21 protein-coding genes are annotated in these 22,286 nt (G+C 43.6%); 1 reads left to right on the top strand and 20 read right to left on the bottom strand.

Annotated features, from left to right (window positions below):
• Positions 1 to 129 precede the first annotated feature (129 nt).
• The 11 genes from EL140_RS05995 to EL140_RS06045 form a co-directional block, all read right to left on the bottom strand.
• Entirely contained in the window at positions 130 to 1,425 is a 1,296-nt protein-coding gene (locus EL140_RS05995; protein WP_000032329.1) for an LCP family protein, read from the bottom strand.
• Positions 1,422 to 2,270, bottom strand: a complete 849-nt coding sequence (pheA, locus tag EL140_RS06000) for a prephenate dehydratase (protein ID WP_000686425.1) — start codon at positions 2,268 to 2,270, stop codon at positions 1,422 to 1,424. Before pheA ends, EL140_RS05995 begins: the two co-directional genes overlap by 4 nt.
• Positions 2,267 to 2,743, bottom strand: coding sequence for a shikimate kinase (locus EL140_RS06005; protein WP_001151352.1), 477 nt, complete (start codon positions 2,741 to 2,743; stop codon positions 2,267 to 2,269). The genes pheA and EL140_RS06005 overlap by 4 nt, the downstream gene beginning before the upstream one ends.
• A complete protein-coding gene (aroA, locus tag EL140_RS06010; RefSeq protein WP_002874701.1) occupies positions 2,736 to 4,019 on the bottom strand; it encodes a 3-phosphoshikimate 1-carboxyvinyltransferase in 1,284 nt (427 codons plus the stop codon). Before aroA ends, EL140_RS06005 begins: the two co-directional genes overlap by 8 nt.
• 90 nt (positions 4,020 to 4,109) lie before the next feature.
• On the bottom strand, positions 4,110 to 4,448 hold the full coding sequence (locus tag EL140_RS06015) for a YlbF/YmcA family competence regulator (protein WP_000065973.1): 339 nt from the start codon (positions 4,446 to 4,448) through the stop codon (positions 4,110 to 4,112).
• Positions 4,449 to 4,458: 10 nt separating this feature from the next.
• Positions 4,459 to 5,562 carry a prephenate dehydrogenase gene (locus tag EL140_RS06020; RefSeq protein ID WP_001140500.1) on the bottom strand — a complete coding sequence of 368 codons (1,104 nt, stop codon included), beginning with the start codon at positions 5,560 to 5,562 and terminating at the stop codon, positions 4,459 to 4,461.
• A gap of 9 nt (positions 5,563 to 5,571) precedes the next feature.
• Complete coding sequence (gene aroC, locus EL140_RS06025) at positions 5,572 to 6,738, bottom strand: chorismate synthase (RefSeq protein WP_001269896.1); 1,167 nt, start codon at positions 6,736 to 6,738, stop codon at positions 5,572 to 5,574.
• A 9-nt stretch (positions 6,739 to 6,747) separates the two neighbouring features.
• On the bottom strand, positions 6,748 to 7,815 hold the full coding sequence (gene aroB, locus EL140_RS06030; protein WP_000702131.1) for a 3-dehydroquinate synthase: 1,068 nt from the start codon (positions 7,813 to 7,815) through the stop codon (positions 6,748 to 6,750).
• Positions 7,816 to 7,833: 18 nt separating this feature from the next.
• Entirely contained in the window at positions 7,834 to 8,688 is an 855-nt protein-coding gene (locus EL140_RS06035) for a shikimate dehydrogenase (protein ID WP_000762464.1), read from the bottom strand.
• Positions 8,678 to 9,355, bottom strand: a complete 678-nt coding sequence (aroD, locus tag EL140_RS06040) for a type I 3-dehydroquinate dehydratase (protein ID WP_000767778.1) — start codon at positions 9,353 to 9,355, stop codon at positions 8,678 to 8,680. Before aroD ends, EL140_RS06035 begins: the two co-directional genes overlap by 11 nt.
• Entirely contained in the window at positions 9,352 to 10,515 is a 1,164-nt protein-coding gene (locus tag EL140_RS06045; RefSeq protein WP_001079990.1) for a class I SAM-dependent rRNA methyltransferase, read from the bottom strand. The genes aroD and EL140_RS06045 overlap by 4 nt, the downstream gene beginning before the upstream one ends.
• A 272-nt stretch (positions 10,516 to 10,787) precedes the next feature.
• Between EL140_RS06045 and EL140_RS06050 the strand changes: the two genes are divergently transcribed.
• Positions 10,788 to 12,236 (top strand): alpha-amylase, encoded by a 1,449-nt coding sequence (locus EL140_RS06050; protein ID WP_001181030.1) that lies wholly within the window; start codon positions 10,788 to 10,790, stop codon positions 12,234 to 12,236.
• A gap of 86 nt (positions 12,237 to 12,322) precedes the next feature.
• On the opposite strand, the gene alaS is transcribed toward EL140_RS06050, so the two are convergent.
• From alaS to budA, 9 genes are all read right to left on the bottom strand, one after another.
• A complete protein-coding gene (gene alaS, locus EL140_RS06055) occupies positions 12,323 to 14,941 on the bottom strand; it encodes an alanine--tRNA ligase (RefSeq protein WP_000811715.1) in 2,619 nt (872 codons plus the stop codon).
• A 21-nt stretch (positions 14,942 to 14,962) separates the two neighbouring features.
• Entirely contained in the window at positions 14,963 to 15,448 is a 486-nt protein-coding gene (locus tag EL140_RS06060) for an LURP-one-related/scramblase family protein (protein WP_000847087.1), read from the bottom strand.
• 257 nt (positions 15,449 to 15,705) lie between these two features.
• Positions 15,706 to 16,776: an ABC transporter substrate-binding protein gene (locus tag EL140_RS06065; protein ID WP_000737970.1), complete on the bottom strand. Its 1,071-nt coding sequence runs from the start codon at positions 16,774 to 16,776 to the stop codon at positions 15,706 to 15,708.
• The gene (locus tag EL140_RS06070; RefSeq protein ID WP_000712717.1) at positions 16,773 to 17,546 is read right to left on the bottom strand and encodes an ABC transporter permease; all 774 of its coding nucleotides are present in this window, start codon (positions 17,544 to 17,546) and stop codon (positions 16,773 to 16,775) included. Before EL140_RS06070 ends, EL140_RS06065 begins: the two co-directional genes overlap by 4 nt.
• Complete coding sequence (locus EL140_RS06075) at positions 17,543 to 18,349, bottom strand: ABC transporter permease (protein WP_000754115.1); 807 nt, start codon at positions 18,347 to 18,349, stop codon at positions 17,543 to 17,545. The genes EL140_RS06070 and EL140_RS06075 overlap by 4 nt, the downstream gene beginning before the upstream one ends.
• Entirely contained in the window at positions 18,330 to 19,487 is a 1,158-nt protein-coding gene (locus tag EL140_RS06080) for an ABC transporter ATP-binding protein (protein WP_000742905.1), read from the bottom strand. Before EL140_RS06080 ends, EL140_RS06075 begins: the two co-directional genes overlap by 20 nt.
• Positions 19,488 to 19,647: 160 nt before the next feature.
• Positions 19,648 to 20,553, bottom strand: coding sequence for a UDP-N-acetylmuramate dehydrogenase (murB, locus tag EL140_RS06085; RefSeq protein ID WP_000111590.1), 906 nt, complete (start codon positions 20,551 to 20,553; stop codon positions 19,648 to 19,650).
• Between the two features lie 111 nt (positions 20,554 to 20,664).
• A complete protein-coding gene (locus tag EL140_RS06090) occupies positions 20,665 to 21,417 on the bottom strand; it encodes a YhfC family intramembrane metalloprotease (protein ID WP_000215875.1) in 753 nt (250 codons plus the stop codon).
• Positions 21,418 to 21,426: 9 nt separating this feature from the next.
• Positions 21,427 to 22,158: an acetolactate decarboxylase gene (gene budA / locus EL140_RS06095; RefSeq protein WP_000375405.1), complete on the bottom strand. Its 732-nt coding sequence runs from the start codon at positions 22,156 to 22,158 to the stop codon at positions 21,427 to 21,429.
• Positions 22,159 to 22,286: the final 128 nt, after the last annotated feature.

Here is a 22,286-nt window from a genome sequence, read left to right on the forward strand (position 1 = left end):
GTCCAATAACGAGTTATATCGTTTTATTATACCATAAAAAAGCCCTAAAAATCCATCAGATACTAAGAAAAATCAAAGCCTAAACCACTTTTTCACTGGTGATTCAAACTTTGATTTTTTTATAGTATTCTATCTCATTCCCATTTGGGCGAGTTTGGTCTGGTATTTATTTTGATCAACTAGAAGTCCTTGTCCACCATAGATATCATAAGCGTCTACCCAGTCACCAAGTTCTGGGACGGTGAGTCTTTCAATGCCATTTTGAGCGCCTTCTAGGACAGATAAACCATTGGTCAACAAGAAGCTATATGGTAGATTTGTTGATGTCATGCCAAAGACTTTTCCAAGTGCCTCTGATCCCGTAAAGAGCTTGGTTGGATCTTTGATTTGCTCAAGAACAGCTGACATCACTTGTTGCTGACGTTTGGTACGGCCATAGTCTCCCTCATCATCATCACGGAAGCGGGCATAGTTCAGTAAGGTAGAACCATTCATCTGCTGTTTTCCAACTTTGATAGTTTGAGTTGGGGACTCTGTCTCTGTTGCATGAAGGTCATCTCCAACTGTCGCTTCTGTTAAAGGTTGACCATTCAATGTTGAGAATTGGGCATCAATCGTTACTCCATCAGGGAATAGGGTATCAATAGCTGTTGCAAAGGCCTGGAAGTCAACTAGGGCATAGTACTTAATATCCAAATCAAAGTTGTCTTTTAGAACCTTGCGGACCATTTCAGCCCCCTTTTGCCCTTCTTGTTCCCCAAGTTCATAAGCAACATTTAGTTTGTTATCCGTTTGTTTCTGACCATTTACAATCTTACTATACCCGTCGATATAAACTAAATTGTCACGCATAAAGCTGACTAGCTTGATCTTTTTATCCGATCCGCTGACATTTAACACCATGATCGTATCGGTACGGGTTTCTGCACTATTTTGACCGATACGGCCATCTGTCCCCATGACTAGGATATTCACACCGTCTTTGGTATCCTGACCGTTAAAGACCTCTACTTGAGCCGCCTTGGCGTCAGCTGGCTTATTTGTTGGATTGGCCGCTGACTGGAACCCTCGAAGAAACATAAAAATCATACCTGCAACTACACATGTAATCAACAGCAAGAACCAAGTCAGTATTCGTTTGAAGCGAATTCTTCTTTTTTTCTTTTTGACTTTAGGCAGAGGAGCTACCTTTTCACGTCTCTTAGATCGACTTCTACTGCCATAAGTCGGAAGATCAATATCTCTACCCCAAGTTTCTTCTTTTTCCTCTTGGTAGAAATGGTGAACTTCAGACTTGGGACCTGTCATTTTTTGTTGCAGATAATCAAACTCCCTCCGTTCACGGTCGTTGAGGTAATGAATATTTTTGAAGAGATAGTCATAACGTAACTGCTCGTGATGACTTAAAGGATTTTCTTTGCTCATTGACTCTCCTTTTCTATATCAGTTATGGTAAAAATCGGGTAGATTCCCAGTATCTTGTGCTGGATTCCAATGGCCTCTAGTTCTTGTCTTGCAAAATGAACCAGCTCTTTGTCACTATAGTCTACATCGATAATGAAAAAGTATTCTCCCAAGGCTGTTTTAAGGGGGCGACTTTCAATCTTTGTTAAGTCAATCCCTCTCCAAGCAAAAGTCGAAAGTGCCTTGTAAAGAGCACCAGGTAGGTTGTCTGGTAAGGTCAAGGCCAAACTCATTTTTTCAGCTTGTGAGTTCAAAGGAATCTTCGGTATCTCTGCCCCTAACACCCAAAAACGTGTGAAATTGGCTTCCATTTCCTGAATATCCTCTGCAATCAATTCCAAGCCATATTCTTCAGCTGAACTTTTAGGAGCAATAGCTGCATAAGGCTGATCTGGATGTTCTGAAATAAAGCGAGCTGCATAGGCGGTACTGGCGGTTACCTCGATTTGAGCCTCTGGATAGTGTTCATCGATGAATTTTTTTCCCTGAGCCAAAGCCTGAGGATGGGAAAAAATCTTCTCAATCTTAGTATGACCAGGAACTGCCATCAACTGCTGGTGAATGGGTTGAACGATTTCTGCCACTGCTTGGATGCGAGCCTGGTGAAAAAGGTAATCCAAACTTTCATGGACACTACCTTCAATGGAGTTTTCAACTGGTACCACAGAATAGTCCACCAAGCCCTGTTCATAGGCCTTGATAACATCTGTGATATTGGCAAAGGCATGCAATTCCTCTTTGGGAAAGGCTGTCTGCACAACATGATGCGAAAAAGATCCCTTGGGACCTAGATAGGCAATTTTCATCTCAGTTCCTCTATAATTTCCTCTGGGCTTAACTTGGTCACATCTAGAATCCGACTGGCTACTTCCTCATACCAAGCTTGTCTTTCATGGAAAATAGCTGCCAGTTCTTCCTTGCTTTTGTTAAGAAAAAGTGGACGCTGATTGTCCTTATCAGCTGCGATACGTTGGTAGAGGGTTTCAAAATCTGCTTTTAGGTAGATGTTATCAGGATTGGTTTTGAGCAAGTCACGATTTCTCTGAGAAATGACAACTCCTCCGCCAGTTGACACAACTCGGTCCGTTTTTAGTAAGTCAGCTAGGACTTCTGACTCTACTTGACGAAAGGCCACTTCTCCTTTTTCAGCGAAGAAATCCGCAATGGACATGCCCAAATGTTCCTCGATTAAGGCATCCATATCGATATAGTCTGGGTCCAAGCCTCTAGCGATTGTCGACTTGCCTGCCCCCATAAATCCAAGTAATACCTTAGCCATGAGTCATGCTCTCCAAATCATCAAAGAAGCTAGGATAGCTAGTGTTGATGGCTTCAGCACGGTCAAGTTCCACTTCTCCATCCGCAACCAAGAGGGCTGCAATGGCTGTCATCATTCCAATTCGATGGTCACCAAACGTATTGACTCTAGCGCCATGAAGGGCTGATTTCCCTTTGATAATCATCCCATCTGCTGTGGGGGTGATGTCCGCTCCCATGCTATTTAAGGCATCAGCCACCACCTGAATGCGGTCAGTTTCCTTGACCTTGAGTTCCTCAGCATCCTTAATGACTGTTACACCTTGCGCTTGTGTCGCTAAAAGGGCAATAATAGGTAATTCATCAATCAAGCGTGGAATCAAAGCTCCACCAATCTCTGTTCCTTTCAGGTCTGAAGATTCGACAGTCAGGGTTGCTGATTTAGCGACTGGATCGATTTCAGTTATTTCTAGTTTTCCACCCATGGCGCGAATGACATCAATAATACCAGTACGAGTTTCATTGATGCCCACATTCTGCAGCACTACACGAGAGTTTGGAACAATCAAACCTGCGACCAACCAAAAGGCTGCACTGGAAATATCTCCTGGAACAACTACCTTTTGTCCGGTCAGTCTTTGTGGTCCTTGGACTGTGATTTTCTTACCTTCCACACTTAAATGGCCACCAAATTGTTTTAGCATATCTTCGGTGTGGTTACGAGTACATTCTTTCTCGATAATAACGGACTCCCCCTGAGCCTGCAAGGCTGCAAATATCAAGGCGGACTTGACTTGAGCAGAGGCAATTGGCAACTCATAGTGAATAGGTGTTAGGTTTTTCATCCCTTTTAAGTGAAGAGGGGGCAGGTCTCGCTCTGTTTGCCCTGAAATGCTAACGCCCATTTTTTTCAGTGGAATCGTCACACGATCCATAGGACGTTTAGAAAGACTATCATCTCCAAACATCTCTACTTCAAAATCCGCACCAGCAAGGACACCTGAAATCAGGCGAATCGAGGTGCCAGAATTACCCATATCCAAGGCATTTTGCGGAGCTTTTAAGCCATCCATTCCAACACCTTTAATGGTAATAACCCCATCTTTGTCCTCAATTTCAACACCAAGGTCACGAAAAACCTGCATGGTTGAAAGTACATCCTCTCCACGCAAAATATCATAAACCTTAGTCTCGCCCTCAGCCAAACTTCCAAAAATAATCGAACGATGGCTAATAGACTTGTCACCTGGAACCCGGATACTGCCATGTAAGTGGCGAATGTTTGTTTTTAGTTTCATAGTTGACCTCATACTTGCAATACTTTTTCTTATTTTATCACAAAAAAGCCAGAAATTCCTGGAATTTCTGGCTTTTATACAGATAAAATACTATTTCAATAATTCTGAAACAGGTTCAAAGACAATTTTTTCAATGTCTGAAAGGTAAATGGACAATTGTTGCTGTTTGGCAAAGAAATCTGACAAAAGAGCGTTCTCTTGGATTTGCTTACTGAAAGACTGCATCTTTTCTTGGAAAGAGGCGTCTGGCATTTGTCCCGTTTGCGCCATGACTTGGATTTCTTGCTGGAAAGCGAGGTAGTCTGCAAAAATCTTGCTAGCTTGTTCATCAGCTTGGATAGCATCTTTGGCTGCCTTGACCGCCTTGTATTCTGGTAATTCGCGTAACCCGCGACTAAGTTCATTTGCACTATCGTAAATATTTGACATGATTTTCTCCTTATTTGATGACGACTGTGTAGTCCGTATTTTCTGTAATTAAGCGCTCAGCTCGTTCTAAATCTTGAGCATTTTTAAATGAAATTTGGAGAATCCCGTGAACATCCTCACGGTTTTCCTCGTTGATGTGGATATTAACCAAAGAAGTCCCACGAAGTAATTCCAAAATTCGCAAGATGACATCTTCTTCATCGGGAACATCGACATAGAGGTCGTAAGAGCTATCCACACCACCACGCTTATGTATTTCCATGGCCTGACGTTGCGCACGCGCTTGGTTGAAAAAGTTCCAGATTTGCTCTTCATCTCCCCTGCTGATGGCCTGACCAATCGCTTCCAAGCGTTCCTTGAAATCCGCAATTCGCTCTAGAATAGTCTCACGGTTAGACAAGAGAATAGAAGTCCACATACCTGGCTCGCTTTCCGCAATGCGAGTCATATCTCGAAATCCACCCGCCGCAAAGCGTCTTGCCATCTCATGTTCTTGAGCATAAACTGCTGTTTGTTCCATGAGACCTGATGCCAAGATATGGGGAAAATGGCTAATCTGTGAAGTTACTTGATCGTGCTCCTTGGCATCAATTTCAATGAAACGAGCATGGAGGCCTGAAAGTAGGTCCTTCATTTCTGAAAGGGTTTCTGGAGTGGTCAAGCTAGATGGAGTAAAGATATAGTAGGCATTTTCAAAGAGATTAACATCGGCAGAGGCAGCTCCTGTCTTGTGGCTACCAGCCATGGGATGAGCCCCGACAAAACGAATTGACTTGCCAGCCAAATATTCCTCCGCCACTTCCACAATGGCAGCCTTGGTTGAGCCTGCATCTGAGATAATGATGCCTTCCTTCAAGTCTAAGTTTGCCAGCTCCTTAATAAAAGCAATGGTCTGTTTGATTGGCAAGGTCAGAATGATAACATCTGCTAGAGGAGCGAAACTAGCAAAATCATCCGTCGCACGGTCTATCATCCCCCGCTCCAAGGCAATGTCTCTCGAAGCCTGACTGCGATTATAACCTAGAATTTCATAATCAGGATGATCACGCTTGATACCGAGCGCCATCGAAGCACCAATCAAACCGAGACCTACGATATAGATGGTTTTTGCCATAAGGACTCCTTAATAGTTCTTTGTATAGTCTCGGTGCTTGGCAACTGCCTCTTTTAATTCTTCAAGATTATCTGATGAGAATTTTTCAAGGATTTCTTGCGCCAGAACCGTTGCCACAACAGCTTCCATGACCACACCTGCTGCTGGAAGAGCGGTCGGATCACTTCTTTCAACAGTTGCCTTGTAAGGTTCGTGGGTTTCGATATCCACACTCATAAGTGGTTTGTAGAGAGTAGGAATAGGTTTCATGACGCCACGAACAACAATGGGTTGCCCATTGGTCATGCCACCTTCGAAACCACCTAGATTATTGGTACGGCGAGTATAGCCGTCTTCTTTAGACCAGAGAATTTCATCCATAACTTGGCTGCCTTTGCGGTAACCAGCTTCAAATCCGAGACCAAATTCCACCCCTTTAAAGGCATTGATAGAGACAACTGCTTGGGCCAATCGCGCATCTAATTTTCTGTCCCATTGGACATAAGAGCCAAGACCAACTGGAACGCCTCCGACGACTGTCTCCACAACCCCACCGATGGTATCACCGTCACGTTTGATTTGGTCAATATAGTCCTTGATTTCCTGTTCCCGCTCTTGGTTGACAATAGAAACTTCTGACTGGGCAGCTCGTTCCTTAATCTCAGCGACTGTTAGATTTTCAGGTACATCGATTTCCTTGCCACCAAAAACCACGACATGGTTAGCAATCTCCATATCTAGCTCAGCTAAGAGACGTTTGGCTACTGCCCCAACAGCAACTCGCATGGTGGTTTCACGAGCTGATGAACGTTCCAAAGAATTTCGCAAATCATCAAAACGGTATTTGATGCCCCCTACCAAATCGGCATGACCTGGGCGAGGATGGGTGATTTTCCGCTTGCTTTTCAGGCGGTCTTCAATGTCCTCAGCAGACATGATATCCAGCCATTTCTGGTGGTCTTTATTGATGACATCCATGGTAATGGGAGCCCCTGTCGTCTTCCCGTGACGAACGCCCGATGTAAAGACAACCTGATCACTCTCAATCTTCATACGACCACCACGACCGTAGCCACCCTGACGGCGTTTCAGATCCTCATTGATATCCTCAGCTGTCAAAGGAAGTCCAGCTGGAATTCCTTCAAGGATAGCCGTCAGACGGGGGCCGTGTGATTCTCCTGCAGTTAAATATCTCATACGTTCTCCTTATTTTACCAAGTAGTCTTTCATCTCTTCCAGAGAAACTGGGTGAATGCTCGCTGAACCAAGCTCTGGTACCAAGACCAATTTCAAGGTGTTGCCACGCGCTTTCTTGTCATGAGTAAGAGCCTGATAAAGCTTGTCAACATCCCAGTTTTCATAGTCAACAGGCAAGCCAAATTTCTGGCACATCTCTCTAATGGACTGGGTTATTCCTTCTGGCATAAGACCTTTTCCCTCAGCAACCTTGGAAATCTGAACCATGCCCATAGCCACAGCCTCACCATGCATGACCTTGCCGTAACCAGCTGTTGCTTCAAGGGCGTGGCCAATAGTGTGTCCAAAGTTGAGGTAAAGCCGAACACCGTTATCCAACTCATCCTCGACCACCATCTTGCGCTTCACCTGACAAGAATGTTCAATCAAAGTCTCCGCATGTTCCAGTATACTCTCAACAGAACCATCCAGGTCCGTTAAGAGAGCCCACAGTTCTGGATCCTCAATCAAGCCGTACTTGATAACCTCACCCATTCCTTCAATCAACTCTCTTTTTCCAAGCGTTTCAAGGACAAGCGGATCAATCAGAACCCCATCTGGTTGAGCAAAGGTACCCACCATATTTTTAGCAAAAGGAGTATTGACACCCGTCTTTCCACCGATAGAAGAATCAACCTGGGCAGTCAAACTAGTCGGAATCTGAACAAAGTGAATGCCCCGCATATAGGTAGAGGCTACAAAACCAGCCAGATCCCCAACAACACCTCCACCAAGAGCCACAATCCCATCGCTACGAGTCAACCCCTGCTTGACTAGAAATTCATAGACTTTCTGAACAGTTGTTAAATTTTTTCGTTCTTCGCCTTCTAAAAAGTCAAAAACAGCTACCTGAAAACCAGCATCTTCTAGGCTGAGTTTAACCTTCTCTGCATAGAGAGAAGCTACATGGTTGTCGGTTACAATAACCACTTTTTGAGGTTGCCAGAGTTCTCGCAACCATTGACCAGCCTGAGCTAGACAACCTTTTTCAATCTGAATATCATAAGGATGATGCGGAATATCGATTCTGATTTTCATAGTAGGGTCTCCTTTTCACTATTTATATTTTTCTGTTAAGGACTGCCAAATCTCGTCTGTCGGCATTTCTTTACCTGTCCACAGTTGAAAAGCTTCAGCAGCTTGATAGAGCAACATTCCCAGACCATTGACAGCTGGATTGCCCTGGCTTCTAGCCCATTTCAAAAATGGTGTCTCAAAAGGTTGGTAAATGATGTCTGCGACCAAGAGAGCCTCTGGCAAATTGATACTTTCTGGAACTGGCGACGACTGGCCATCCATCCCTACACTGGTCGCATTGACCAGTAAATCCGACTCAGCAATCCTTGATTGCAGTTCAGAAGTATCTTCTAAAGCGTACAAATTCACTTTAAAGCCCGTTCGCTCCTGCAACTTGTCTAGATAAGGTCTTGTTTTTTCCGTAGAAACTGAACGAACAAAGACCGAAATCTGACTGACGCCATCCAAAATAGCTTGCGCCAAAATTGATTTGGCCGCGCCCCCTGCTCCCAGAATGGTCATTTTCTTATCCGAGATTGTAAAAGAAGGCAAGCTCTTAAAGAATCCCTTGCCATCTGTATTATATCCAATTAAAGTGCCATTATGATTGACAACAGTATTGACCGCCCCAATCAAACGAACCTCATCACTCAACTCATCCAGATAAGGAATCACTTGCTCCTTGTAAGGCATAGACAGGTTGATCCCAAACATCTGGTAACGGCGAATATTGGCGACTGTTTCTGCCAAGTCACCCGCTTCAATCTCCCAAGCTACATAGGCACCATTAATAGCTGTCGCCTCAAAGGCCCTATTGTGAATGAAGGGTGAAATAGAGTGTTTGATGGGATTGGCAACAACTGCAGCTAAACGTGTATAGCCATCAAGCTTCATCCAAAATCTCCCTGATTTTCTTCATGTTTGATAGCGAAATCTGACCTGGGGCACTCGCTTCATCCAGACTAGCAAATGACCAACTTGAACCCGTCACATCTGAAGTGATACGGGATACCTTGCCCATTTTCCCCATGGAAATGGTCACGTACTCTTGCTCAGGATTGAGTGTCTTAAATCCTCGTGTGTAGTTCATCAGATCTAAAACATCCTGCTCCGTATGGGCCATAACTGATACCTTGACCACTTTGGGAGAGAGACTGGTTAACTCAGACAAAATTTCCATCATATTTTCAGGTGTCTCCTGGAAATTATGATAGCTCAAAACCAGATTTGGAAAATCCAACATTTCCTCAAAAACGTCCTTGTAGCTGAAATACTCAAAATCTACATAATCCGGCTGATAAAGCTGAGTAACTTCCTTGATGATTTGAACATACTCTTCTGAGGAAAGTTCGATTTCTCCTCCCTCAGCGCGAGTCCGAAGGGTAAAGACCAGTTCGCGTCCTGCAAATTTCTCAAAGATAGCGGGTGCTACCTGTAAAATAGCGTCCTTTGTAAGAAAGTCCGCACGCCACTCAATGATATCGGCATCTTCATACCTAGTAGCATCCAGTTCTTGCGCTTCTTCTAAACTTCTTGGCATCACTGAAACGATTAATTTCATCTACTAACCTTCATACTAATCACCTTGAGGTAATTACTGCTTTCATCTTTTTTATTATAGGCAAAGTCTGCTGGAAGACCATATTGGTTCAAGACCTGATACCTTCTTCCTGCAAAACCTTTATCAATTTGTTCTGTAAATTTCTGGCGGGAAACATTGGCAGCATTGGTACTGGCAATGATAATGCCTCCCGGATTTAAAATCTCTAGACTCTGGGAAATCAACTTGTGATAGTCCTTAGCTACAGAGAATGTTTGTTTTTTATTGCGGGCAAAGCTAGGCGGATCAAGAACAATCACATCATAGGATAAGCCTTTTCGCTTGGCATACTTGAAGTACTCAAAAACGTCCATGACAATAAAACGATGATTGTCCGTGCTAAGTCCATTTGCATGAAAATGGGCTTCTGACAGCTCTCTAGACCGTTTGGCCAAGTCGACAGAAGTCGTCTCACTCGCACCTCCCATAGCTGCAGCAACAGAAAAGGCAGCCGTATAGGAAAACATATTGAGCAAGGATTTGCCCATGGCTAGACCGTCAACCAGACTCCCACGAACCTCATGTTGGTCCAGGAAAATCCCTGTCATCAAACCATCATTCATAAAAACTTGATAGAGCACGCCATTCTCAAGAACAGTAAAATCATCTGGCGCTTCCTCACCATAAACATAGGCAGACTCGTAGTCTAGACCTTTAAAACGAATCTTTTCATAAGCACCCAAGACCTCAGGAAAAACTTCCTTAAAAGCCTTTACTATGAGCTCACGAATCTGGTAAACAAAGGAGTTGTACCAAGAAAAAACAGCATAATCTCCATAGAGATCAATAGTCAGACCCCCAAAACCATCCCCCTCTTGGTTAAAAAGGCGAAAAGCAGTGGTCAAGTCATCCTGATAATAAGGCTTTCTAGCTTCCTTGGCCTTACGAAACAGGATTTCAAAAAAGGCTTGATTGAAACCAACCTTTTCCTTGCTGACCAACCAGCCAATGCCCTTGTTCTGCTGAGAAAGATAGGCACTCCCTAAAAACTTCCCGTCTTGACTAAGAACTTCTACTGCCTGATCCGTCAGTTCAATATCTGTTAAATCACTTGCCTCCAAAAGAACTAGACCCTTAGCTAGCTTTTTTTCAACACGTCTGCTGACCCTAATTCTATTCATAGCTACTATTATAGCAAATTTTGTGACAATTCTCAAAAAAGAAACCGTTTAACCATTTGTACTTTAGTTTACTGAGTGTCATTTTTGTTCAAATAAGTATATGCCATTTACTTTCCCACCAAAACATCCTTTCCCTTATAATGGAAAGAGAGATTCTATTCGCTAAAAATAGACAAAAACAGAAATGAGTATAGAATCTTGCGCAAACGTTTGCCTAGTTCTAAACTTTATGGTAGAATAAAACACAACATTGATAAGCAAGAGGAAAAACAATGCAAAATCAGACACTTATGCAATACTTTGAATGGTATCTGCCTCACGACGGCCAACACTGGGCTCGACTGACAAATGACGCAGAGCACCTAGCAAACCTTGGTATCAGCCATGTCTGGATGCCACCTGCCTTCAAGGCAACCAACGAAAAAGATGTCGGCTATGGTGTTTACGATCTTTTTGACCTAGGCGAATTTCACCAAAAAGGGACTGTCCGTACCAAGTATGGGTTTAAAGAAGACTATCTTCAAGCCATTCAAACTCTAAAGGCACAGGGAATTCAACCTATGGCCGATGTGGTGCTCAATCACAAGGCTGCTGCCGATCACATGGAAGCCTTTCAGGTTATTGAAGTGGACCCTGAGGACCGTACCGTTCAACTAAGCGAGCCCTTTACTATCAATGGCTGGACTCACTTTACTTTCGATGGTCGCCAAGATACCTACAATAACTTCCACTGGCACTGGTACCACTTCACAGGTACAGACTACGATGCCAAGCGCCGTAAGTCTGGCATTTATCTGATCCAGGGAGACAATAAAGGTTGGGCCAACGAGGAATTGGTCGATAACGAAAACGGTAACTACGACTACCTCATGTATGCTGACCTAGACTTTAAGCATCCTGAAGTCATCCAAAACATCTATGACTGGGCTGACTGGTTCATGGAAACGACTGGTGTAGCTGGTTTCCGCTTGGATGCCGTTAAGCACATCGACTCCTTCTTTATGGGCAATTTCATCCGTGATATGAAGGAAAAATACGGTCAAGATTTCTATGTTTTTGGTGAATTTTGGAATCCAGACAAGGAAGCCAATCTAGACTATCTCGAGAAAACAGAAGAACGCTTTGATCTTGTCGATGTTCGTCTCCACCAGAACCTCTTTGAAGCCAGTCAAGCTGGAGCAAGTTACGACCTTCGTAACATTTTCACAGATAGCTTGGTTGAACTCAAGCCTGACAAAGCAGTCACTTTCGTTGACAACCATGATACCCAACGAGGACAAGCCCTTGAGTCTACTGTTGAAGAATGGTTCAAGCCAGCAGCCTATGCCCTCATTCTATTACGCCAAGATGGTCTTCCATGTGTCTTTTACGGAGACTATTACGGCATTTCAGGGCAATTTGCTCAACAAGATTTCAGAGAAGTTCTTGATCGTCTCCTAGCCATCCGAAAAGACAGGGCATATGGGGAGCAAACAGACTACTTTGACGATGCCAACTGTATCGGTTGGGTTCGTTCAGGTGCTGAACATCAATCTCCAATCGCTGTCCTCATCTCAAATGACCAAGAAAACAGCAAATCTATGTTTGTCGGGCAAGAATGGGCTGACCAAACCTTTGTTGACCTCCTTGAAAATCATCCAGCACAAGTTACAATCAACGCTGAAGGTTATGGAGAATTTCCAGTAGCAGCGGGTTCAGTCAGTGTTTGGGCAACAAAATAAACCTATCAGTTACAAGTCAAATCCAAGCGGATTTGGCTTTTTAAGTAGGCAAAAAGACCTACCCAAATGGATAGATCTTTATTGTCTTACAATTTACCTGCTACTGCATCCAAGAGTTCTTGAATTTTCGCTTGGTTGCTTCCTCCTGCCATAGCCATGTCTGGTTTACCACCACCACGTCCATCGACGATTGGAGCCAATTCTTTAACCAAGTTTCCTGCGTGTACATCTTTAGTCTTGCTTGCTACGAGGACATTGACCTTGTAACCAATAGCGGCAACTAGGACAAGCACATCAGAGTAGTCTTTTTGTTTCCAGTTATCCGCAAAGGTACGAAGGGCACTTGCATCTGATACAGAAACTTGGCTTGCAATGTAACGGTGTCCGTTGACTTCCTTCACATCCTTAAAGACATCACCTGCCGCTGCAGCTGCTGCTTTTTCCTTCAATTCTGCATTTTCTTTTTGCAATTGACGGAGTTGCTCTTGAAGGCCTTCAACCTTGTGAGGTACTTCCTTGAGTTGAGGTGCTTTAAGAGTTGATGCAACAGCTTTAAGAGCGTCTTCTTGTTCACGGTAGGCTTCAAAGGCTTCTTTACCAGTCACTGCCAAGATACGACGAGTTCCTGAACCAATCCCTTCTTCTTTGACAATCTTGAAGAGGCCAATTTCAGAAGTGTTGCCAACGTGGGTACCACCACAAAGCTCAATAGAGTAGTCACCGATGGTCACAACGCGGACTTCTTTACCATATTTCTCACCAAAGAGGGCCATAGCTCCCATTTCTTTAGCCGTGTCAATATCTGTCTCAACAGTTTCCACTGCGATGGCTTCCCAAATCTTCTCATTGACTTGCTGTTCAATGGCGCGCAACTCTTCAGGAGTCACAGCTTGGAAGTGAGTAAAGTCAAAGCGAAGAAATTCTACTTCGTTCAGAGATCCTGCTTGTGTCGCATGGTGGCCAAGGATATTGTGAAGAGCCGCATGGAGCAAGTGAGTCGCAGTGTGGTTTTTCATAACACGATGACGACGGTTGGTATCGATAGCCAAGGTGTATTCTTGGTTCAAAGCAAGTGGTGCAAGAACTTCAACAGTATGAAGAGCTTGTCCGTTTGGTGCTTTTTGCACATCCGTCACATTCGCTACGACATTTCCTTTAGCATCCAAGATTTGACCGTGGTCAGCTACTTGTCCACCCATTTCAGCGTAGAATGGTGTTTCCGCAAAGATGAGAGAGGCAGTTCCTTCAGAAACAGCTTCTACTTCTGCATTATCCGCTACGATAGCTACCAATTTAGAAGGCAATTGGCTGGCATTGTAGTTAAAGACACTTTCCACTGTGATGTTTTGAAGGGTCTCATTTTGCATGCCCATAGAGCCACCTTTGACAGCTGACGCACGCGCACGCTCTTGCTGTTCTTTCATGGCTGCTTCAAAACCTTCACGGTCTACCGTCATGCCAGCTTCTTCAGCGATTTCTGCTGTCAATTCAACTGGGAATCCATATGTATCGTAGAGTTTGAAGACATCTGAACCAGCGATAACGCTTTGTCCTTTCGCTTTCAAGTCAGATACAATGGTTTCTGCAAAGTGTTGACCTGAGTGAAGGGTACGAGCAAATGACTCTTCTTCGCTCTTAACGATTTTTTCGATAAAGTCCCGCTTTTCAAGCACTTCTGGGTAGTAGCTTTCCATGATTTTTCCAACAGTTGGAACGAGTTTGTAAAGGAAAGGCTCGTTGATGCCCAATTTTTGACCGTGCATAGAAGCACGACGGAGTAGACGACGAAGGACATAACCACGACCTTCATTTCCTGGAAGAGCACCATCACCGATGGCAAATGAAAGGGAACGGATGTGGTCAGCGATGACCTTGAAGCTCATGTTGTCGCCATCTTGGTCGTAGACCTTACCAGACAATTTCTCAACTTCACGAATGATTGGCATGAAGAGGTCAGTTTCAAAGTTTGTCTTAGCCCCTTGGATAACTGCCACCAAACGCTCCAAACCAGCGCCCGTATCAATATTCTTGTGTGGCAATTCCTTGTACTCACTACGAGGTACAGCAGGGTCTGCGTTAAATTGTGACAAAACGATGTTCCAGATTTCGATGTAACGGTCGTTTTCGATATCTTCTGCAAGAAGGCGAATACCTATATTTTCTGGGTCAAATGCTTCTCCACGGTCAAAGAAGATCTCAGTATCAGGTCCAGAAGGTCCCGCACCGATTTCCCAGAAGTTGTCCTCAATTGGAATCAAGTGGCTTGGATCCACTCCTACTTCAATCCAGCGGTTGTAAGAATCCTTATCTTCAGGATAGTAGGTCATATAAAGTTTTTCAGCTGGGAAATCAAACCATTCTGGGCTTGTCAAAAGCTCGTAAGCCCAAGTGATGGCTTCGTCACGGAAGTAATCCCCGATAGAGAAGTTCCCCAACATTTCAAACATAGTATGGTGGCGCGCAGTCTTCCCTACGTTTTCAATATCGTTAGTACGGATAGCTTTTTGCGCATTGGTAATACGTGGGTTTTCAGGAATGATGGTTCCGTCAAAATATTTCTTAAGGGTTGCTACCCCAGAGTTGATCCACAAAAGAGTTGGATCGTTTACTGGAACCAAGCTCACTGATGGTTCTACAGAGTGACCTTTGCTTGCCCAGAAATCTAGCCACATTTGGCGAACTTGAGCACTAGATAGTTGTTTCATAATATCTCCTTATTTACTTGTTTAATTTGATTGGCTTTCCAGCATCTCCACATAGTCAATCGCGACACAAAGGGAAATGACCAAATCTGCATACGAGTCTTCATAGACGGTTACGGTGTAGGTTGAGGTCAAATGGAAAATTTCTTTCCGAATCTCGGCAATCACTTGGTCGCGGTCATCCAGCAATTTGAAATTCAAATCCCAGATATTGCCCTCGATACGAAGCCCTAGATTGTCAAACTCATACTTATCTCGCCAGAAGGTCAACTTCTTGCGAATGACGAAATTGGAACCGTTTCGTAACTGGATAGTAAAGCGAGGAAGCAAAGTGAAAAATTCTTTACTAATCTCACTGACTTGCTCACCATAGGCGTCATAGATGGTAAAGGTCTTAGGAATTTGGAAAAATGATCCCTCCACCTGATAGTTCACTACTCCTCTATCATCCTTGATATCGAAGCGTTCGCCTCCAAGACGAAACTTTTGTTTGACAAGAAATGTCTTCATAAACACCTCCAAAAATCAAAAGACAAGTCCATATCACGAAGGGCGAAAAACCGCGGTACCACCTTCATTCAATGAACTTGTCATTCTCTTATTCTTATGCAATTGTCTGATTGAGTAGCATGATTTCCTAGCTTAGATGGCTCGCAGCACCGCCATTTCTCTGGACTAAGACAACTGAAAATCAATTCTCAACTTTCTTATTATATCGTTTTTTAAAGCTTGCGTCAACTGGAAAAGCCGACAATAAACCAAATCTCCTACTTCCGATACATTTTAAACTGTAAGAAGAGGTCGCTATATTTTCCTGTCCATTTATGGTCAAATTTCTCATAAACTTCTAGGTGTTTCATGGTATCAGCGTCTGGATAGAAGGATTTGTCCTCACGAGTCTCCTCTGGGAGCATTTCCTTGGCTGGTAGGTTTGGTGTTGAGTAGCCTACATACTCGGCATTTTTCAGAGCATTTTCGGGTTTCAACATAAAGTTGATAAAGGCATAGGCTGCATCTTGGTTTTTCACGGTTTTTGGAATGACCATGTTATCAAACCAGAGATTGCTAGCCTCAGTCGGAACGACATACTTGAGATTAGGATTTTTCTCCAACATCTGGCTGGCTTCTCCTGAGAAGGTCACACCAATAGCAGCATTGTTCTGGATCATGTAACCCTTCATCTCGTCCGCCACAATGGCCTTGATATTTGGAGTCAGTTTATAGAGCTTATCCACTGTTTCTTCCAACTGCTGAGGATCCTTAGAGTTGAGGCTGTAACCGAGTGAGTTAAGCCCGAGTCCCAGCACCTCGCGCGCCCCATCAAAGAGCATGATGGAATCCTTGTATTCTGGTTTCCAGAGGTCATCCCAATGCTCAGGCGCCTCATCTATCATGGTTTCATTGTAGACAATTCCCAAGGTTCCCCAGAAGTACGGGATGGAGAATTTATTACCCGGGTCAAAAGACTGGTTGAGGAACTCTGGACCGATATTTTCGATTCCTTCAATTTTTGAATAATCAAGCGGAACTAAGAGGTCTTCGTCCTTCATCTTGTTAATCATGTATTCACTAGGGATGGCAATATCGTAGGTCGTTCCACCCTGCTTGATCTTGGTATACATGGCTTCGTTGGAGTCAAAGGTCTCGTACTGGACTTGGATTCCAGTTTCTTCTGTGAATTTCTCCAAGAGTTCTGGATCAATGTAGTCTCCCCAGTTGTAGATAACCAATTTTTGACTATCTCGACTGTTGATTTTACTATCTAGATGCGTCGCAATTCCCCACAAGACAAGGATAATCGCTACAATTCCTACTAAAAATGAATAGAGTTTTTTCATGCTCGCTCCTCCTTCTCATGTGAGATAAAGTAATAGCCAACAACTAGGATAATACTAAAGAGAAAGACAAGGGCAGAGAGTGCATTGATCTCTAACGAAATCCCCTTCCGAGCACGAGAGTAGATCTCGACTGACAGGGTTGAAAAGCCATTTCCCGTTACAAAGAAGGTCACGGCAAAGTCATCCAGCGAGTAGGTAAAGGCCATGAAATAACCTGCAATGATAGACGGTGTCAGGTACGGAAGCATGATTTCTTTGAACATTTGAAATTGGCTGGCACCCAAGTCATAGGCCGCATGAATCATGTCATCATTCATCTCCTTGAGACGAGGCAAGACCATCAAGACCACGATAGGGATGGAAAAGGCCACGTGGCTAAATAGAACCGTCAAAAATCCAAGTGAAAACTTAAGCTGGGTAAAAAGAATCAAGAAGCTGGCACCAATCATAACGTCTGGCGCAACCATCAAAATATTATTAAAAGATAGAAAGGCTTCTTGATATTTCTTACGAGACTGATAGATATAGATGGCACCGAAAGTCCCGATAACTGTCGCAATCAAGGCTGATAGAAAGGCCAAGAAAAAGGTTTGAGTGAGGATCAACATGAGACGACCATCACCAAACATGGTTTTAAAATGGCTCAAGCTAAAACCAGTAAAGCTGTTCATATCATCGCCAGCATTAAAGGCATAGCCAATCAAGTAAAAAATCGGCAAATAAAGGATGATAAAGACAAAGGCTAGGTAGAGATTGGCAAATTTTTTCATCGTTCTCTCCTTTCCTTGGTCACCCACATGGTGAGAAACATGGTCAGGATGAGAATCACACCGATGGTTGAACCCATACCGTAGTTGTCATTTGTTAGAAAGTTCTGCTCAATGGCCGTCCCCAAGGTGATAACGCGGTTCCCACCAATCAAACGTGTCAGCATGAAGAGACTCAAACTAGGGATAAAGACAGACTGAACACCACTTCTCACACCGTTCATCGATAAAGGGAAGATGACATGGCGGAAGGTTTCCCACTTGGTCGCACCGAGGTCATAGCTGGCATTGATCAGATTATTATCCATATCATCCAAGACATTGAAAATCGGTAAAATCATAAAGGGAAGCTCGATGTAGCTTGCAACAAAGATGAAGGAGAAATCCGTAAAGAGCAACTGCTGCGAACCGATTCCGATGAATTCCAAAAATTGGTTAATAGAGCCATTTTGACCAAAAATCCCGATAAAGGCATAAGCCTTGAGGAGCAGATTGATCCATGTAGGCAGGATTATCAGCATGAGCCAGAGTTGACGGTGCTTGAGACGAGTCAAAAAGAGGGCTGTTGGATAGCTGATAAGAAGTGTCACTAGAGTTACAATCCCAGCATAGAGCACTGAATTGAAGCTCATTTTGAGATAGGTCAAATTTTGTGACGCAAAGTAGGATTTGTAGTTTTCTAAACTAAATTGTCCTTCGATGTTGAAAAAGGATTGACCGAAAATCAAGACCAAGGGTGCGAGGACAAAGAGGGCAATCCAAAGCATGTAGGGCACTACAAAGAGTTTAGAGGTTGTTTTCTTCATCTCTTTCCTCCTCAATCGCATTAATCAGACCTGCTTCTTGCTCTTCGATTTCTACGTATTCTTCGATACGAGCATCGAACTCTTCTTCGGTTTCGTTGAGACGCATAATGTGGATATCTTCTGGTTCAAAGTCCAGACCGATTTCCTCACCAACGATGGCCTTACGAGTTGAGTGGATCATCCATTCATTACCGAGTTCGTCATAGGCAATAATCTCGTAGTGAACCCCGCGGAAAAGCTGGGTATCAACTTTAACTTGGAGCTTGCCTTCTTCAGGAAGGGTAATGCGCAAATCCTCTGGACGAATAACAACCTCAACAGGCTCATTTGGCTTCATCCCACCATCGACCGCTTCAAAGCGTTTGCCATTGAACTCGACCAAGTAGTCTTCAATCATGGTTCCTGGCAAGATATTGGACTCGCCGATAAAGGTGGCAACAAAGTGGTTGATCGGCTCATCATAGATATCAACTGGTGTACCAGACTGAACGATTTCACCGTCATTCATAACAAAAATCCAGTCACTCATAGCCAGGGCTTCCTCCTGATCATGAGTGACAAAGACAAAGGTAATCCCCAATCGTTGCTGCAGTTCACGCAGTTCATACTGCATGTCTGTTCGCAATTTCAAGTCCAGCGCTGACAAGGGCTCATCCAACAAGACCACACGGGGTTGGTTGATGATGGCACGGGCAATAGCCACACGCTGGCGTTGTCCTCCAGAAAGTTTACGGATAGAACGTTTCTCATAACCTTCCAACTGAACCATCTTGAGAACTTCCGCAACTCGCTGCTCGATTTCTTTCTTGTCGACTTTACGCAAGCGGAGTGGAAAGGCAACATTTTCAAACACATTCATATGTGGAAATAAGGCATAGGATTGGAAGACCGTATGGACATCTCGCTTGTTGGTTGGGATGTCGTTAATCCGTACCCCATCCAGTAAAATATCCCCTGTCGTCGCATCCAGTAAACCTGCAATGATGTTTAGAATGGTTGATTTTCCTGAACCAGATGCGCCTAAAAGAGTGTAGAATTTCCCTTCTTCCAACTCAAAGTTAATGTCTTTGAGAACCTTGGTGTTGCTGTCTTCAAAAACTTTAGAGACGTTTTTGAATTCAATAATTGGTTTTTTCAATTGTCATAAATTCCTTCTTTTTCATAAATTAACAGATCAGGGCTCTGTCAGGCCGCTACCACCTCGTGTAGGAGATTGAACTGCCTACATACATCTTCACTCACGATAGGCTTTCACCCCCTTTACAATGGTTATAGCAGCAATTTTTCAACCCCCAACCTTATTCCTTCTCGCCCAAGATTCGGACTTCTCTTTCAAGAGTGACACCTGAGTGTTCCTTGACTTTTTCAATAACAGATTGGATCAAGTCTTCATAGTCTTTGGCCGTTCCGTCAGCAACATTGATCATAAAACCGGCATGCTTTTCAGATACTTCCACACCACCGATTCGATAGCCCTTCAGGCCAGCTTCTGAAATCAGCTGTCCTGCAAAATGCCCAACTGGACGCTTAAAGACTGACCCACATGATGGGTATTCTAGAGGTTGTTTGAGTTCACGTAGGTGCGTCAAGCGGTCCATTTCTTGCTTGATAACCTGATGATTCCCTGGAGCTAGGGCAAATTTAGCTGACAAAACAACAGCCCCAGAATCCTGAATAGCTGAATGGCGGTAACCAAAAGCCAAGTCCTTGGCAGATAAGGTCTCGATTTCCCCTTCCTTGGTCAAAATTTGACAAGACTGCAAGATATGAGCAATCTCTCCTCCATAGGCACCCGCATTCATAAAGACAGCTCCACCGATGCTTCCAGGAATCCCACAAGCAAACTCAAAACCAGTCAAACTATGACGGAGAGCAATACGTGTCGTTTCGATCAAGTTGGCTCCTGCTTCTGCTTCGATGGTATAGCCATCAACCGAAACGTTATTGAGCTTATCGCACAAGATGACAAAACCACGGATTCCACCTTCACGAACAATGATATTGCTGGCATTTCCTAGCACCATCCAAGGAATATTCTCTTGATTGGCAAATTGAACAACACGCGCCATCTCATAGCGATTGCGCGGTAAAACTAGGTAATCTGCTCGACCTCCAACCTTGGTATAGGTATAGGTCTTCAAAGGTTCCTTAAAACGAATATCGATTCCTTCTAGGATTTCAAGCATTTTTTCTTTTACTGACATGTCACTCTTCCTTTTTCAAAATTCATTCCATTATACCATTTTTAGAGACATTTGACGACCATAAAAAGAGCTTGTTTTATCATTACATAAAAAAAGAGGTCACCCCTCTTTTTATGATTTTTTCCAAAATGTAAATTTTGTCAGCCAGATAAAGGCTAGAAGTTCTGCGAGAAGAATAAACTCAACTAAAAGCGGATTTGCAATCCATCCTACCTGAGATAAGGCTGGAGCCAAGTCAAACAAGGCATGCAAACCATAGGCAGCAAGGAGGTAGATCCATTTCTTTTGACGGACACTTTGATAGACCCAGATGGAAAGACCAATTTGTAGAATCAGAGCAAGCACACGTTCAACTCCTAGTAAATAAACCTGCCATACAGAAAGAGACTGAACCGTTTCGAGCGTAGATTTTGGAAGAAGATTGGCTACATCAGTATTTGAAGACTGGATGAGTGAAAAGAGAATCAAAAGACTGATCAAGCTTCCCATTCCGAGATAGAGCATCTCCAAGCCCCCATGTCCCAAACCATAGGCCAAAGCATCTCGATCTTCTAGCTTTCTCTTTTTCTCCAACCATTTAAAAAAGATAAGACGAGCCGTCTCTTCAAAGAGGGCTGCCATAGCGATCCCATAAAGGACGTATAAGAAAGGCTGCTCCTGCATAAGCGGAATGGTTCCATCTTTTTGCGGATGGAGTATCAGAAGGTGAACCATCTTCTCTAACACTTGAGAAGAAACAAAAAATGCGATTGCCCCCAAGCCCATCACTGCAAGAGAGATTTTAAACCGTTTTTTGGCATACCAAGTCCCACTTACTAGAATGAGAACCAAAGCGATCATGGTAAGGATAATATGTACTGTCATCTTTTTCTCCTATTCTGACTTATCAATATCTTTCTTCATCTCGTCAACGTTAAATTTGGCAAATAAATACTGGCGATCTTGGACTGGAAAACGTTGGTCCAACTGGTCGACTGCCCCAACCTCAATCATTCCTTCTTTGATAACAAAGTCCATCACATGCCCACCAAAGGTCAAATCATCTGAGATAAAATGCAAATGGTAGCCTGCAACACTCACCCCATGGAAAATCTCCGGTGTCCAAAATCCAACAATGGTTCCCGATACATTTTCACGGCTATATTCAGGTTGGTGTGTCGCGACATCAGCAAACTTGGTATCAGGTGTGGATTTAGGAATCATACGTACGTGCATTTGTGAAAATTCGCCATGAATCTTGATGGAACGAAAAAGATTTTCCCCATCATAGTAGGACTCAATCCGCTTTTCTAATTCCTTATCAGTCATCTCAAAGCGCTGACGGAAAATCACTTCTGCCTGATGAGGAACCACTGCTGCATAGGGAATAAGGGCATCCGCTGCCACTTCAACGATTTCAGGCGTTTGACCAGACCCCTTGGCTTGATAAGCCTTGCCATCAAGGACGATCAATTCCCCGTCAATCGAATCCAAAGTCCCCAAACCAAGGTCACCATGTTCCAGCAATTCTCCTACTGTCATGGTTCCACCATAGAGACCTGCCATTAGGGCACCTAGAGTATTGTATTGAAATAATTTTACCGGTTCCTGCACTTTTCTATCCATTCTCTTTCTTATCTTCTTTTCAATGAATCATCATACTTTCTAAGTATACCACATTTGCTCCTAGTTGTGAAAGGGAGAAATGCTTTTCCCATTGCAAAGGAGTCAAAAAAAAGGTACAATGTAACAAA

This window comes from Streptococcus oralis ATCC 35037 (assembly GCF_900637025.1).
GTDB classification, from domain to species: Bacteria; Bacillota; Bacilli; order Lactobacillales; family Streptococcaceae; genus Streptococcus; species Streptococcus oralis.

Excerpts from the sequence above, each read along its gene's own strand:
- EL140_RS05995 (WP_000032329.1), bottom strand. The coding sequence starts at position 1,425 with ATGAGCAAAGAAAATCCTTTAAGTCATCACGAGCAGTTACGTTATGAC.
- pheA (WP_000686425.1), bottom strand. The coding sequence starts at position 2,270 with ATGAAAATTGCCTATCTAGGTCCCAAGGGATCTTTTTCGCATCATGTT.
- EL140_RS06005 (WP_001151352.1), bottom strand. The coding sequence starts at position 2,743 with ATGGCTAAGGTATTACTTGGATTTATGGGGGCAGGCAAGTCGACAATC.
- aroA (WP_002874701.1), bottom strand. The coding sequence starts at position 4,019 with ATGAAACTAAAAACAAACATTCGCCACTTACATGGCAGTATCCGGGTT.
- EL140_RS06015 (WP_000065973.1), bottom strand. The coding sequence starts at position 4,448 with ATGTCAAATATTTACGATAGTGCAAATGAACTTAGTCGCGGGTTACGC.
- EL140_RS06020 (WP_001140500.1), bottom strand. The coding sequence starts at position 5,562 with ATGGCAAAAACCATCTATATCGTAGGTCTCGGTTTGATTGGTGCTTCG.
- aroC (WP_001269896.1), bottom strand. The coding sequence starts at position 6,738 with ATGAGATATTTAACTGCAGGAGAATCACACGGCCCCCGTCTGACGGCT.
- aroB (WP_000702131.1), bottom strand. The coding sequence starts at position 7,815 with ATGAAAATCAGAATCGATATTCCGCATCATCCTTATGATATTCAGATT.
- EL140_RS06035 (WP_000762464.1), bottom strand. The coding sequence starts at position 8,688 with ATGAAGCTTGATGGCTATACACGTTTAGCTGCAGTTGTTGCCAATCCC.
- aroD (WP_000767778.1), bottom strand. The coding sequence starts at position 9,355 with ATGAAATTAATCGTTTCAGTGATGCCAAGAAGTTTAGAAGAAGCGCAA.
- EL140_RS06045 (WP_001079990.1), bottom strand. The coding sequence starts at position 10,515 with ATGAATAGAATTAGGGTCAGCAGACGTGTTGAAAAAAAGCTAGCTAAG.
- EL140_RS06050 (WP_001181030.1), top strand. The coding sequence starts at position 10,788 with ATGCAAAATCAGACACTTATGCAATACTTTGAATGGTATCTGCCTCAC.
- alaS (WP_000811715.1), bottom strand. The coding sequence starts at position 14,941 with ATGAAACAACTATCTAGTGCTCAAGTTCGCCAAATGTGGCTAGATTTC.
- EL140_RS06060 (WP_000847087.1), bottom strand. The coding sequence starts at position 15,448 with ATGAAGACATTTCTTGTCAAACAAAAGTTTCGTCTTGGAGGCGAACGC.
- EL140_RS06065 (WP_000737970.1), bottom strand. The coding sequence starts at position 16,776 with ATGAAAAAACTCTATTCATTTTTAGTAGGAATTGTAGCGATTATCCTT.
- EL140_RS06070 (WP_000712717.1), bottom strand. The coding sequence starts at position 17,546 with ATGAAAAAATTTGCCAATCTCTACCTAGCCTTTGTCTTTATCATCCTT.
- EL140_RS06075 (WP_000754115.1), bottom strand. The coding sequence starts at position 18,349 with ATGAAGAAAACAACCTCTAAACTCTTTGTAGTGCCCTACATGCTTTGG.
- murB (WP_000111590.1), bottom strand. The coding sequence starts at position 20,553 with ATGTCAGTAAAAGAAAAAATGCTTGAAATCCTAGAAGGAATCGATATT.
- EL140_RS06090 (WP_000215875.1), bottom strand. The coding sequence starts at position 21,417 with ATGACAGTACATATTATCCTTACCATGATCGCTTTGGTTCTCATTCTA.
- budA (WP_000375405.1), bottom strand. The coding sequence starts at position 22,158 with ATGGATAGAAAAGTGCAGGAACCGGTAAAATTATTTCAATACAATACT.